At 64.3% G+C, this 14,776-nt stretch carries 5 protein-coding genes; all 5 read right to left on the bottom strand.

What is annotated here, in order from left to right; translation table 11 throughout:
- Window positions 1-167: 167 nt before the first annotated feature.
- The 5 genes from AC1KVG_RS12790 to AC1KVG_RS12770 all read right to left on the bottom strand — a co-directional run bounded on the left by AC1KVG_RS12790 (window position 168) and on the right by AC1KVG_RS12770 (window position 14,706).
- Entirely contained in the window at window positions 168-2,543 is a 2,376-nt protein-coding gene (locus AC1KVG_RS12790; RefSeq protein WP_481094635.1) for a beta-L-arabinofuranosidase domain-containing protein, read from the bottom strand.
- Between the two features lie 166 nt (window positions 2,544-2,709).
- Window positions 2,710-5,607, bottom strand: coding sequence for a TonB-dependent receptor (locus AC1KVG_RS12785; RefSeq protein WP_481094634.1), 2,898 nt, complete (start codon window positions 5,605-5,607; stop codon window positions 2,710-2,712).
- A 560-nt stretch (window positions 5,608-6,167) separates the two neighbouring features.
- Window positions 6,168-8,525, bottom strand: coding sequence for a S9 family peptidase (locus AC1KVG_RS12780; RefSeq protein WP_481094633.1), 2,358 nt, complete (start codon window positions 8,523-8,525; stop codon window positions 6,168-6,170).
- A gap of 191 nt (window positions 8,526-8,716) precedes the next feature.
- Window positions 8,717-10,369 carry a family 43 glycosylhydrolase gene (locus AC1KVG_RS12775; protein WP_481094632.1) on the bottom strand — a complete coding sequence of 551 codons (1,653 nt, stop codon included), beginning with the start codon at window positions 10,367-10,369 and terminating at the stop codon, window positions 8,717-8,719.
- Window positions 10,366-14,706, bottom strand: coding sequence for an Ig-like domain-containing protein (locus tag AC1KVG_RS12770; RefSeq protein ID WP_481094631.1), 4,341 nt, complete (start codon window positions 14,704-14,706; stop codon window positions 10,366-10,368). Before AC1KVG_RS12770 ends, AC1KVG_RS12775 begins: the two co-directional genes overlap by 4 nt.
- Window positions 14,707-14,776 lie beyond the last annotated feature (70 nt).

The raw sequence follows: 14,776 nt of genomic DNA, 5'->3' as shown, positions 1-14,776 counted from the left end.
TCGCTGACAGCCCTGCCGAAGGTAGCAACAGAAAAAAATCATCTGTCGGGCTTTGGTACCGAGTCTTCGTTGTCGGAATCATGGCCAGGTACGCCCGAAGCCTGCGCGCATGGTGCGCGCTCCGGCCAAAGCGCAGGCAACGTCATTGAAGCTGTGACGGCCGGCGCTTACGCCGATGCCAACACCCAACACCCGAACGCTGGCCCTGCCGAGTAGCCGGTCTCCGGTTCGATGCGGATCTGCAGGGTGGCGCGGCCCGCCACTGCTGCCGGCAAGGCGTAATCCACATCGACGAAGTCCAGGCCGCGGTTGCCGTCCAGGCGTTCGTTGGCGATGAGTTCGCCGTCGGCGAGGAGGCGGAAGCGGCGGCGGGTTTCGTCGCCCCAGTAGCGTAGGCGCATGATGCTTGCCTTGCTGGTGTTGCGCAGGGTGAAGGCGATGAAGCCGCCGGTGCGGGCGTCGCGGCCGGCGCGGCGGCGGTAGCTGAGCGCGTAGGAGCTTTCGCTCTGCAGGCCGTGGGCTTTTTCGGATGCTTCGTCACCCAGGGCGACGCGGTCCAGTGCGCGTGTGTCGAGCGCGTGTTGTTTTGCTTCTGCTGCGGCCTGCTCGGCCTGTTGCTGCTGCCATGCGGCGGTATCGCGGTGTTCCAGATAGAGCGCGCTACGGCGATCGAACTGGGCGTAGAACGGGGAGAACCGCCAGTGCTGGGCGCCGTCGCTGTAATCGAACGCGGTCTGGCCAGCCACCGGCTGCAAACGCTGCAAGACCTCATCGCCGCCGATCAATGCCGGGGTCTTGCCCGACCATGGCTTTGCCGCATCGCCCAGGTCCGCAGCCAAGACCAGCGGCCCCCGCAGCACCGAGACCCAGGCCGGGTCGTCCGCTGCGGCTTCCAGGCGCAGTGGCATTTCGAACGACAAGCCGAGCGTGTCGCCAGCGCGCCAGACGCGGGTGATACGGAGATAGCCCTCGCTGACGGCAGCATCGACAGGCTGGCCATTAAGCTGCAACACCGGCGACTGCGCCCAGCCGGGCACGCGCAGTGCGAGCGTGCGTTGCTCTGCCGGCGCCGCATCGACGCGGAGCGATGCACTGCCCTGCTCCGGCATCGCGCTGTGCAGGGTCATGTCCAGCCCGGCGGCATCACGCACGCTGGAGGGCACGTAGAGGTTGACGTAAACGCCCTGCCCGTCCTGCCAAAAGATGGAATCGCCGAACTGGGCGTGCGCTTCCATGCCGCTGCCGACGCAGCACCAGAAGTCGTCGAATGGCGAGGACCAGCCGCGCGCTTCGCCGGCCAGCATCGGTGTCATGTAGGTGAACATGCCGGTGCGCGGATGCTGCTGCGCCATCACGTGGTTGAGCAGCGTGCGCTCGTAATAGTCGAAGAACTCCGCCTGCGGGCCCCACTGGTACAGATGGCGGGTGAGCTTGAGCATGTTATAGCTGGCGCAGTGCTCGCAGGTCTGCTCGGTGAGAAACTTCGAAGTGCTGTCGGGCTGCTGGAAATATTCGCGGTCGCCATTGCCGCCGATCACGTAGGTGTGGTGATCGGTGACGGTGTGCCAGAAGAAGCGCGCCGCTGCGCCCGAGGCGGCATCACCGGTCACTTCGTACTCGCGTGCCAGGCCGATCAGCTTGGGGATGTTGGTGTTGGAATGCTGGTGCACCAGTTCGTCGCGCTGGGCGATGAGCGGATCGAGCACGGCGTGATGGTGCAGGCGTTGCGCCAACGCCAGCCACTGCGCATCGCCGGTTTGCACATGCAGCTCGACGAAGGATTCGTTGAGGCCACCGAATTCGCACGACAGCACTTTCTGCAACTGCGCATCGTCGAGTGCGGAAAACACCGCTTGCAGATAGCTAGCTAGGCCCACCGCGACCTGCAGCGCCTGCGCGTTATCGCAATGCGCATGCACGTCGAGCAGGCCGGCGAACAACTTGTGCCAGGTGTACAGCGGTGCCCAGCTGCCGTTGAGATAGAACGGCGCCGGGTCGATCTTGCCTTTCTTCAGTTCATCGAACACGGCGCGGCCGCTTTCGATCTTGCCTGCGGCATTCTTGCGCGTGAATCCGGCCACGTAGCCATCGCCTGCATGCGCCTGGCAGCGTGCGAGCTCTGCGACCAGATAACGCGCACGCGTGCGGCATTGCGCATCGCCGGTCTGCGCATGCATCAAGGCCAATGCGCTGAGATAGTGCCCCAGCGTATGTCCGGCGATGGTGTCCGCTTCCCAACCGCCATACGCCGGCGCCTTGGGGTCGAGGCCGGCGTACAGCACGAAATTGTGCAGCAGCCGGTCCGGCTCCAGCCGCATCAGATAGCGTCGATTGGCGTGCAGCGCATCCAGAAACAGCGACGGGGTCAGCCTGACCTGCGCCAACGGTACCGCGCGGATACTGCCCGGTTGTGCGGCGTTGGCCTGCGCAGGAAATCGCAGAAAACCCGCAGCAACCGCCAGACTGCTCCAGGCCAGAAAGCGCCGCCGCGACAAGCTCAGCGCGTGGTCGGTGGTGTGTTCGGTAACGAAGACATCGGTCATAGGATCAGCTTAGCTCCTGTCGGTGCGCGCAGACTGCGCGCGCCGTTACAACCCACACTGGCAGAAGCCGCCAGAGAAGCGATTGCGTGGCACCGCCTGCGCACGCCCGACCGAATCGGGTGGCGCACGCCAGTGCACTGAAACGGCGGCGACGACACGGCGGCGATCAGAACTTCACCGTCGCACGTGCCCAATAGAACCGACCAAGCAGATCGTAGGTCGCCACATCGGTGTTCGCATTGCCCACGTTGTTGGAGTAATACAACGGTGGTTGCTTGTTGGCGATATTGTCCACGCCCACTTCAAAGCGCGTATGCCACGGCTCCACGTTATAACCGAGCTGCAGGTTGTTGTAGACGTAGGCGCCGATCTTGCGCACCACCGTCGGCTCGCTGGAGTCGGCCGACAGGCTCTGGTCCGGATCCGAATTGCCGATGGCGGTGTTACCGACATAACGGATGCGCCAGGTGGCGCTCCAATCGTCCAACGCCCAATTCACGGTCCCCAGCGCACGCCAGCGCGGGAAATTGCCGTAGGCCTGGGTGTAGCGGCCCACGTTGTGGATGGTGACCGAGCTGGGATCGGTGGTATCGGGCAGCACGTCGTAGCGGGTGAGATAGGTGCCATTGAGACCTGCAGTGAAATTGCCCCACGGAGTGGATGGCAGGCGATAGGTCAGATTGAAATCGATGCCCTTGGCCCAGAGCTTGCCCAGGTTGACGGTGGGCTCGGCGATGTAATTGATGGTTCCGTTGCCGTTGCGATGGATCAGCGCGCAGAAGGAACTTGCCGAGTTGGCGAAACATTGATTGAGCACGGTCTGCGCCGACACCGTGGTGATGGTGTCTTCCAGATCGATGCGCCACCAGTCCGCGCTCAGCGACAGGCCATCGATCCACTGCGGGTCGTAGACCAGCCCCACATCGTAGGACTTGCCGGTCTCCGGCTTGAGTTGATAACCAGCCACCACCGCGCCGGACACCTTGCCCGACACCTGACCATCGGATTGCTGATAGCTGCCGTTGGTCGGCACGTTCGCGCAGGCCACGCTGTTGCCGCCGGTGTAACCGTTGCACGGGTCGTTGACGGTGGCCGCATCGCCGGCCACGCCGGCATACAACTCGTTGATGTTGGGCGCGCGGAATACCTGCGAAACAGTGCCGCGCAGCAACAGATTTTCGATCGGGCGATATTCCAGCGACACCTTGCTGTTGGTCTTGCTGCCGACCGAACTGAAATCGGAGAAGCGCGTTCCCAGGGTGATGTTCAACGCGTTGATGCCGGGCAAGTCCTTGAGCAGCGGGAACAAGGCTTCGGCATAGGCTTCCTTGACGTCGAAACTGCCGCTCAAGGTGGATGCGCAGAATTCGATCACACCACACAGGCCGTCTTCATCGCCAGTCCACAGCGCATCGGAGGCGGTGGTCGAGCGCTCCTTGCGATAGGAGATGCCGGTTGCCAGGCTGACGGTGCCGGCCGGCAAATCGAACAACGAACCGTTGGCATTGGCCTCGAATTGCTTGACGGTGTAGACGCTGGTCACGATGGGGTTGACCACCATGCCCTGCAACGTGGCGAGGTTGCTGCTGTCGTTGAGGTTGAAGAAATTCAGCGGAGTACAGCCGGCAACCGCCGCGCCCGCACTGCCGCACTTGACCACGCCATCGCTGTCCAGGAACGACGGGCCGATCGCCTGATTGAACGTTGCATAGTCGAGAAAACCGTTGTTGATCGATTTCTGTTTGACCTTGCCGTAGTTGAAGTTGGCGTCCCACTGCCAGGAGCTGTCGCCGAAGTGACCGCGCAAGCCCGGGCTGATCTGGAAGTTGTAGGTGTTGTATTGATAGCTGCGATTGCCCAGCACGGTGGCGCGCGTGTTGAGGTCGTTGTAAGAGGTGCCGGTGCTGCGATCGGTGCCGAAGTTCACCCCGAACGGGTTGTAGTAACTCTGCGACGAGACCAGGATGTTGTCGCCGTTGGAGAAGATCGGAATCGGCGCAATGATCGAGGCCGATTCGGTTTTACTGAACCAGGTGTTGACGTAGCCTTCGACATTGTCGGTAAAGCGATAGGTGCCTAGCAGGAAGGCATTGGTGCGCTTTTGCGGGGTCTGCAGCAGATTGAAGGGTTGGTAGTTGTAGGAGTCGGCGCTGGCGTTGTAGCAATGGAAATCGCCCGGGCCAGCGCGGCCGCTGACGCCGCTGTTGAGGGTGACGCGCCCGCAACCGTTGGCCTGCGCGAGTTGATTCGATTGGTCCGAGCCATCGTTGAAATTGACCGTGCCGGTGGGCGTGGCCGAGGAGCCCTGCTTCACCGGTTGCCCATTGGTCAACGCAAGCGCGTCCTTGGAATAGTCGCGCGCCGCTGCCGAGACCGGGTCGATGTTGTGGTACGACAGGCCGCCGATCAGGCTGCCGCGTTCCCAGGTCTTGCCGGTGGTCAAGGCGAAGTTGCGTCGGTTGCCATCGCCCTCGCTGCTGGTGCCGAAGTCGCTGCTGAACTGCACGCCGTCGAACTGGCTGCGCAGGATGAAATTGACCACACCACCGATGGCATCGGAGCCATACACCGCAGAGGCGCCATTGCTGAGCACTTCGATGCGCTCGATCATGCTGGCCGGAATCGCATTGACGTCGTTGTAGGCGAGCCGGATGCCGTTGACCAGCACCAGCGTGCGCTTATCGCCCAAGCCACGTAGCGAAATCGCCGAGGCGCCGGTACCGCCGCCGTTGTTGGTATACGGGTTGGTGGCGTTGCCGGCGATCGATGGCAGCTCCTGCAGCAGATCGCCGACGGTGGCCTTGCCGGTGGCGGCAATCTGTTCCTGGCTGACGGTGATCACCGGATTGGCGGTTTCGGTATCCACGCGGCGCAGGCGCGAGCCGGTGACGACCACGCTATCGAGCGTTTGCGGCGCATCGCTCGTGCCGCCTGCCTGCTGTGCAGCCACTGGGGCGGCCGCAGTTGCCGAAAGCGCCAGCAACAGCGCGCTGGCAAGCATGCTCGGCACGGGCCGCACACTGGCAACGGTGGTCCGTGAGAAAGGCAACAGCAACATCGGCATGCGGGGCTCCTGATTCAAACGACAGACAAACGGCGGGCAACACACGCCCGTGCCGGCGTGCACCAGCGCGGGTGGAGACAAGTGGCAGCGGCGCGTCGCAGCGACATCTTTGGCGACGGCCATACAGTGGACACGCAGACAACCTGCGATGCGCGCGACCAGCTGAGGCCGCGCAACGACGCGAGTTATCTAAAGAGGTCATTCCGCACTGGAGTCGCCCATGCGCTCCAGTTTCATCAGCTGGTCACAATGTGCCTGTGCGCACGCGCTACGTCTTGTCGCATTTGGCGACCACGCATGCGGAAAACAGCATGGTTCGCATCTGAACGATCATCGGTTGGCGTAGTGTTGGCAGTCCAGTCCGCAGCTGGACGTGCCTTTGCGCGGCAGTTTTTGAGGCAGCTGCGTCGATGTATCGCTTGTCGCTACCTGTACTGATGTTTGGGCGCGCCGGCAAAAATGACGGCGAGCAATGCGCATTTTCCTGTGCGCATTGCTCACTCCAACAGGGCACACAGTGCGCGATCAGACAGCGTGCCGTGGCACGCAAACCGCATCCATCACGGTGCGTGCGTGGTCGGCGTTGCCGGGTTGCGATTCCATTGCGGCGTTGGCGATTGCTGCATCCAGCGAATGAAGAAATCCAGCAGACGGCGTTTGCCGTAATCGCCACCGGCACCATGATCGCCGCCAGGTACCACCAGCAGATCGAAATCCTTGCCGGCCTTGATCAGGCGGTCGGCCACCTGGAAGGTGCTGGCCGGGTCGACATTCATGTCCATGTCGCCGGTGACCAGCAGCAGATGGCCTTGCAGCCGTGCTGCGTTTTCCACATTCGACGATTCGGCGTACCACGGCCCCACAGGCCAGCCCATCCATTGTTCGTTCCACCAGATCTTGTCCATGCGGTTGTCGTGGCAACCGGAATTGGCCACGCCTGCCACATAAAACTCCGGATGAAACAGCAGCGCGCCCAGCGCGTTCTGGCCGCCTGCCGAGGTGCCGTACACACCGACACCGCCGGCGATGTCGTACCACGGATACTGCGCAGCGGCGACCTTATGCCAGGCAATACGATCCGGCAAGCCGGCATCCTTGAGATTGCGCCAGGCCACATCGTGGAAGGCGCGCGCGCGATTGTTGGTGCCCATGCCATCGATCTGCGCCACAGCAAAGCCCAGCCCGGTCAGCGCCGGCACGCGCGTGGTGAAACTCTTCGGCACGAACGAGCCCTGCGGGCCGGCGTAAATGTATTCGATCACGCGGTAGCGCTGCTGCGGATTCAGTTGCTGCGGGCGCTGGATCACGCCCCAGATCTCGGTCTTGCCATCGCGCCCGGTGGTATGGAACGGCAACGGCGGCTGCCAGCCAGCGGCCTGCAAACGACTCAGATCGGTACGCTCCACCGTGCGCGCCAGGCTGCCATCGACGCTGCGCCGCAACTCCAGCACCGGCCCAAGATCCACGCGCGAGTAAAGGTCCAGCAACCACTTTCCATCCGGCGAGTAACTGACCTGATGGTCGGCGGCGGTTGGCGTCAATGCAGTGAGTCCGTTGCCGTCCAGGCCGATGCGATAGGCGTGGCGGTAGTACGGGTCTTCGCCGGGCTGCATGCCGGAGGCAGTGAAATACAGCTGCCCTGCGGCCTCGTCGAGGTAATCGAGCTTGCGTACCACCCAATCGCCGCGGGTGACCTGGCGAATCACCTCGCCGCTGCGGCCGTCGTACAGATACACATGCTCCCAGCCATCGCGTTCGGAGGCCCACAGGATCTGCCTGCCATCGGCCAGATCCCGCCGCGCGTGCTTGCCGCCGTTCTCGTGGTCGCCACTGAGTTCGGAGTATTCGATAAAGGTGGGCGAGGTTTCTTCGATCACGGTGCGCGCGGCGGCCGTGCGTGCGTCCACTTCGATCACCCGATACAGCTGATGGCCGCGTGCGTTGTATTCGAAGGTCAACCCGCGGCTGTCCTTCCACCAGACCATCTCGCTCAAGCTGAAGGCATTGGGCAGCAAGGTCATCGCCACCGGCTGCGCCGCGCGCGTGGCGATGTCGAACAACACCGGCTGCATCACCGGCAACACATCGCCGGGCTTTGGATAGACCTGTTGGTGCAACTTGGGTTGCACCTGATCGGCCGGTGCGGATTCGATGTAATAGACCATGCGCGGCGGTGGCGCCTTGACCCGATACGCGGCCAGATGCTGCGAATCCGGCGACCACTGGATGCTGTCGAGCGCGTAGTAATCATCGGCACGACCATCACGACTGAGCACGCTGCGCTCGCCACCGGCCACCGGCGCGATGACCAGATTGGCTTGCTCCACCCAGGCGCGCCAGCGGCCATCCGGCGACACCTTGGCCTCGCGTTCGCCCTGCTTGAATGGCAGACGCATGTCCATCGTCTCGGCCGGCACATCGCGCTCGGGCACATGTTCGCAGCGGTAGCGCGCCAGATCGCATTGCCAGCCCAGCTTCGCCAGCTGAAAGCCCAGGCGCTGCTGTTGCAGCGTGGGGTTCTCCAGATGCAGTTGCGTTGCATCGATGTCCTGCGCACCGGCCTGCGTCAACGCTGCCGCCAGTCGCGCATGATCGAAGGCCAGCGTATTGCGGCCACTGGCGGCATCCACCAGGTGGTACTCGATGGCCGGCGCCTGGTTGGTGCGTGCAACACCGCGCCGATACAGGAAGCGTACCGCATCGATCCAGACTGGCGCCGTCGGTTGCTGGTCGACCAAGGACGCGTAGTGATCGGACAAGCCGATAGCCTGCGCGTACTGCGCCGGTGTGGGCGTGGGCGTGGCTGCGACCGATGCAGCCACTGCGCTTGCCGATAGCGCGCAGAGCGCGATGCTCAGGCACCACGCTGCGATGGTGTGCCACCGGGAGGTCTGTGTGTGGTGCAGCGTTGGCTTCATGCGTTTATCCGGGAATGGAGCGTGGTCACGATCAACATCTGTCATGTAAGTCGAGATGGGACAGCGTGGTTGATGCAATGCGGTGATTGCCCGAGTCGGGCACACCCTGATTGGGCTGCCTGCACGCCGACGATTGCGTAGCGTCGCCAGCATCCAGCCGCAGCGTGGGCGCCAGCGCTTTTTCAGCCGCGTTATGGCGCATCGCAGTGTGTACTGTCGGCAGCGCTCGCTGCAGGCAGACGCTGCGGCTGCGGCGCCAACACTTCCCATTCCTGCACCGCCAGCGCGGCGTGGTGGGTTCCGGCGCCGGAGGCCTCCAGCACCACGCGTACGCAGCGCGTGGTCACCGGCACAAACGACACCGCTTCGTAGCGATCGACGCGCGTGCCGTAGCTGTCGGTCGGCTGCACCGGATGCCATTGCCCGCCCTGGCGAAATTCCAGATGCCAACGCGCAGGCGGCGCCACGCCGATCTGCGCACCGGCCGGCTGATCGGCCCAGAACACGATGCGGGTGCGGTCCAGGGTCACCGACTGTGACCAGCTGTATTGAATCCACTGCTGCGGCGGATTGTTCGGTGTCCAGCTTCCCCATAGTTGCGGCGGCAGCGGATTGGCCTTGACGATGCCGTCGTTGAGCGCGGCCATCCAGTACTGCAGCGGAATGTCCGGGCCGTTGGACGCGGTGGCGTAGGCGGCAGGCGCCTGATTGCGCTGCGGCGGTATGGGCGGCTGCGGGCGCCGGGTCGGGGTGACGGTGCGAATGCTGGCCGGTTGCGTGCTGTCGTCCCACTCCAGGCGATCGATCGCCACGCTGCGGCGGAAATGCCCGCCTCCCTGCGCATCGGCGGTGTGATAGATGAGATACCACTGCTTGTTGAACGCAACGATGCCGGGATGCGAGGTGGTCGAGGACACTGGCGGCAGCACGATGCCGCGATAGGTCCACGGGCCCAGCGCAGTCGGCGCGCTCGCATAGGCGATGCACGCGTGATACAGCGTGGGCGTGCAGGCGGAATCGCGGCCGGCATTGTTGGCCGCGTACGCCAGGTAATAGCTGCCGTTGCGCTTGAACAGCCAGGGCGCTTCGAAATAGCCGGCCAGCGTCTCCACCCGCACTGGCGTGCCCTTGAAGCTGACCATGTCGCGCTGCAGCTCCACGCCATACAACGCGCCGAAGGTGCCCCAGTACAGATACACGCGCCCATCGTCGTCCACCAGCACGGTTGGGTCGATGTTTTGGATGTCGTTGGTGCCTGGCACCGACTGGGACACCACCGGCCCTTGCGGATGCGCATCGGTCCAGGGGCCGAGCGGGCTGTCGGCCACCGCCACGCCGATGGCGAACGGATCAGGGTTCGGCGAATTGCGCTGCTGCACCGGCGCATACAGGTAATAGCGCCCATCCGGCCCCTGCACGATCTGCGCGGCGTAGGCGTAGCGTTTCTCTGCCCAGGCGAACACCTGCTGCGGGCGCAGGAGATCGCGGTGATGCATCCATTGCCCGCTGCCCGGGTCGCTGCTGACGAACATTTGCCAACCCGGCATGACGAATGCGTTCTGGTTGGGCGCGGCGGTATCGCGCCCGGCCAGGATGTACAGCTTGCCGTCGGCGACCAGCGGCGCCGGGTCGGCCGAATAGCTGCTGCCATCGGCCAGGATCGGGTTGCCGGGTGCATGCAGGCGCTTGCCTTGCGTCTGCGTCTGCGTCTGCGTCGTCGTCGTCGTCGTCGGCGACGTTGGCGTTGGCGTTGGCGTTGGCGTTGGCGTTGCGGCGCATGCTGGAACACTGGCCAGCGACACTGCACATGCCAGCGCAAACACGCGAGTGAGGATGCGCGTCATGGAGTGGCGGTCTTGATCTGCACCGTCAGCGGGACCGACACCTGCCCGGTGGGCGCTCGCCCCTGGGCCGTACCGGTCAATGCGATCTCGCCGGGGTGCGCGTAGCGCGCAGGTGCCAGCGCCGGCCATTGCACCGGTAGCCGTTCGCGCGAACCGTCGTTGTACTGCACGCTGACAAACCCCGGCAGCGTCGGCGCATGCCCAGCCATCGCGCTCACCACTGGCAACGCCTGCACGCTGGTGATCTGCCCCGGCGGCGTGGCGCGCAACCAGATGCTGGCCTTGATCGGAATCGCGCCTTCCACCAAACCTTGCAGCTCCACTGCGCCCTCCCCGCTCAAACGATCCGCAGGCAACTGCGCCCACTGCACCGCAACCGGCAGCACGCTGCCGTCGGCGAAGAACGCGGTGATTTCCTGTGGCAGCGAGGGCGGCTGCCCGGGCGCAATGCGCAGGTCGATCGCCTCGAGCTGGCTGGGCAGTTCGGAAAACACCTGCCATTCGTCCACGCCGACTGCCGCATGCCCTGCCGCAGTGGCTTGCGTCGTGAGCACTGCACGCAGCCCGGTTGTCACGATGGGCGCAAAAGTCGCCGCGCTCGCTGCGCCGCCGCCGGCAATCGGGTAACCGCCCTTGCCCACGATGTCCTGCCAGCGCCCGTCGCGCAGGAACTGCAGCTTCCAGCTGGAGGGCGGCGCCACGCCGCCATCGGGCTGATCGTCCCACAACGACAGCGTGCTGGACGACACCCGCACAGGCCGTGGCCACTGGTACTGCAACCAGACCGCTGCAGGTTGCGCGCGGCCATAGCTGCCCCAGCGACGCGCGTTGCCTGGCACACTTTCGGCAGCGGGAATGAAGCCGTCGTTGAGCGCCTCCACGCGGTGATGCGCGCTGGTGACCTGGGCGCTGGCAGTGGCCATGCCCTGTAACGGCACCTGCTGCAGTGCCGGCGATTCGGGCGCATCCACTTGCACATCGGCATGGCCGGCAAGCGTGCCATCGTTGGCCAGCAGCCGCAGCGTATAGCGCCCTGCGCGGGTGAAGCGCACCGCTGTGCGCAGTGCGGAGGTATCTGCAAACAGCGCTTCACCGCCGTCGGGCGCGTGCTGTGTCTGCCAGTGCACTTGCAGCGCACCATTGGGCAAGCCGTCGTCGCCCGCGCGTCCATCCACCACCACGGTGCCATCGGAACCGGGATCGTCCAGCTGCCATACCTGCACCTGCGGTGGCGCATTGCCGGCGATTGCAGGCGCCGGCAGGCCGCTGTCGAAAACCTGAATTTCCTTGATGCCGGTCCGCGTACTGCCGGCATGGGTCACCACCACACGCAGCGCCTGCGCACGGATCGGCGGAAAGCGCACGCGGTTGCGATTGCCCTGCGCAAACGGTGCATCGCGCACCTGCCCTGGCACGGTCTTCCAGCTGCCGTTGTCCTGGTACTGCACAACGTAGATCCATGGCGCGGCGTAACCGGGAATGGTGCCAGACGCAAAGCCGTGTGGCTCGCCAGCGGGCGAAGAACTGCGATAGAAATACACCACCAGCTGATCCACTTGCCGTGCTTGGCCCAAGTCCAGCGCAATCCAGTCGCTAGCCAACGGCGAGCCGGCCGTGCCCCAGAACGGCGTGCTGGCGGTGCTGCCATCCACCGCCGCAGACGCGGCAAATCCGGGCGCGGCGAAGCTGGCGGTGACACCGGCGCCTTCGGCCAGATTCCGGCTGGCAGTGGTGGGCAGTGACACATCCACACCGGCCTTGGCCAGGATCTGGGCGGTGCGCGAGGTGCTCGCAAAGCGCACCTGCGGCATCGCAGCCAGTTGCAGGGGGTGTGCGTCGAGCACTTGCGCCACACCATTGCGATTGACCGCATCCGGCGCTGCACTCACCTTGCCGCTCGCCGGGTCGTAGATCACGTGTGCCAGCCGGTCGACGCGAAACGCCAACCGGCCATCCAGATACACGCTATATCCCTTGCCCACTTTGCCGCCGTAATGGGTGCCGGTGCGATCCCACACGATGCTCAGGTTGCGATCGCGATAGCGCAGATGTTCGGCGGCAAAATACGCCCAGCCGATATCGATCGGATACAGCTCGATCTTTTCATCGCTGCGCGGGCGCAAGCCCATCGCGTCCTCAATCATGCTGAAGTTGGTCGCACCCAACTGGGTGTGGTGGATCCATGAGCGGTAGCCGATCTTGCCGCCGTTGCCTGCACTGCCCTTGGCCCAGAATTCGTTCTGGTCCGGGTAGCGGTTGTCGCCGTCGATGTAGGGCGCCCACGCGTTCCAGTACAGCAATGTGCGGTAACTCTGCGCGCTCAGAAATGGGCTGGGGTAATCGCGCAGCGCCTCGCCCAACAGACGGAATGCGACGGTGGCGTTGATGGTGGAAAAGTTGTTGCTGCCCGCATCGGCGCCGCTGCTGCGCGCCTGCAGATCCACCTGGTTGGCGGTATAGAACGGAAACAGCGGGTACTGCGCCGCATCGGCAAACAGGCGCAGTGCCCGCACATATTTGGGGTCATAGTCGGGCTCGCCCTGCTTGGGCATCAAGCCCACGCTGAAGGGGTAATAGTTATTGGTCTCCTTCCAGTCCACCGGTAAGCGCGGCCCGCTGGCCTGGCGGTGCTTGAGCAGATCGCCGTGCAAACCCACCGAGTCGGCGGAGTCGCTATGGTCCTGCCACAGCACCTCGACCACCGCCTTGCGGATGCGTTGCGCTGTGGCCTGCATGCGCTGCGCCGTCGCGGTGTCGCCGGCCAGCAACGCAGCCTGCGCGGCGGCCTGCGCGTTGGCATAGACATAGGCGCTTTCGGTGCGATCCATGCGAATCTGGCCATGTTGCTTGGCCCAATCGAACGACACCGCATCGGCGTCGTTGCCGGTCATCGCGGCCCAGTCGTACTCGATCAAGCCGTTGTGATTGAGATCGTAAGCGGCCAGGACGCCATCCACATCGCCGCTGCCATAACGCGCCAGTTTTTTCGCGAGTGCGGCCGGCCCGCCATGCAACTGCATCGACCGCCATGCGGCGGCGGTGATGTATTGCGCATAAGAGTTGGACCAGTGTTCCGGCGAGCCGGGGTTATCGGTGTACTTGCCGCCGCCGGCGGCCTCGCCTGCACTGAGCCAACTGCCGTAGGCATACAGCGGATCGCGAAGATACTTCAGATCATCCAGAAACATGCCGGTGGTCAGCACGATCGCGTTGTTGTAACCAAGCACGCCTTCGATGGCGACCGGAAACTGGTAGTCGTTGCCCGGCACGTTGGCATCGAGAAAATTGAAGCGCAGCACCCACCAGCGATAGAACAGGCTCTTAGTGATGTTCTCGTCGGGCGTGTCCAGATACGGCAGGTTGTCCATCCACCAGCGGTTGTAGCCGGCGACATGTGCCTGGTAGGCCTGCTGCGGCGACTGTGCGGCGATGCGCAGGTACTCGGTGCGCGCTTCCGGCAGTTCGTGCGTGAGCAGGCCCAGCTGCACTTTCACTGCAGCAGTCTCGCCGGTGGCGGGCACGGCCACCTCGCGCACCAGGCGCTTGCCTTGCACCTGAAAGCCATCGCCGGACAAGCGCGGAAACACCGTGGTGATCGCGTTGTAGGCAACGAAGGCGCCGGTCAATTCATTGCCGTCTGCATGCTGCGCCATCGGCGAGAGCGCCTGCACCGATAGCGCATGCGCTGCGCCATCCAGGCTGGAAAAGGTGAGACTGGCCACTGCGACATTCTGTTCGGTGATGTACTTGACCAGCCGCATGCGCACGCCCGCGCCCGCATCGTCGTACACGCTGCTGAAATAACTGGGCGTTTGCCGTCGCTGCGTGGCGACTTCCTTCCACTGCACCGGCTGCGGGCCCTGCATGGACTGGATGCGCAGCAGCGCGTCGTAGTCGGTGGCATGCCAGTACGCCACCTGGCCAACGAAGCCGGGTTGCGCAGGTTGGTGATCGGCCAGATAAGCGGCGCGGCCACGTGTCAACAACCACTGGTTGTTATCGCCTGCCCCACCGCCCTCGCCGTCGCGCGCCAGCATGCGGTCGATCCAGAAATCCTTGCCCGGCGCCTGCCCGGCCCCGTGTGCGATATCGGCGGCATAGATCCTTGCCAGTTGTCCGCCAGGCGCGAAGGCCACACCACTGTTCGGCACCGGATGCGCGAGCCCGCGAAAACGTGGCTCGCCGATGGCGGCGTTGGTCGCCGCAATCGGAGCATCCTGCACGTCATGGGCGATTGCCGACGGCGCGCTCAAGACCGCACACCCCCAGAGCAGCGCGGCCGCACCGGAACGCTGCGTCACCCGCAACCAGCGCCGGTGCCGATATAGGAACGCCATCACGCCGGATCTGCGCAGGCGCAGGCGTTTTGAAAGCTGCAAGTCCACGCGATCAACCTCTGCACCGGCA

This window comes from Xanthomonas sp. NCPPB 3959 (assembly GCF_056675575.1).
Note: the sequence above shows the minus strand (reverse complement) of the source record. Positions and strands in the feature narration are given on the sequence as shown.

Bases quoted from the DNA above. Each gene is read 5' to 3' on its own strand.
- AC1KVG_RS12780 (WP_481094633.1), bottom strand. From the start codon at position 8,525: ATGAAGCCAACGCTGCACCACACACAGACCTCCCGGTGGCACACCATC.
- AC1KVG_RS12790 (WP_481094635.1), bottom strand. From the start codon at position 2,543: ATGACCGATGTCTTCGTTACCGAACACACCACCGACCACGCGCTGAGC.
- AC1KVG_RS12785 (WP_481094634.1), bottom strand. From the start codon at position 5,607: ATGCCGATGTTGCTGTTGCCTTTCTCACGGACCACCGTTGCCAGTGTG.
- AC1KVG_RS12770 (WP_481094631.1), bottom strand. From the start codon at position 14,706: ATGGCGTTCCTATATCGGCACCGGCGCTGGTTGCGGGTGACGCAGCGT.
- AC1KVG_RS12775 (WP_481094632.1), bottom strand. From the start codon at position 10,369: ATGACGCGCATCCTCACTCGCGTGTTTGCGCTGGCATGTGCAGTGTCG.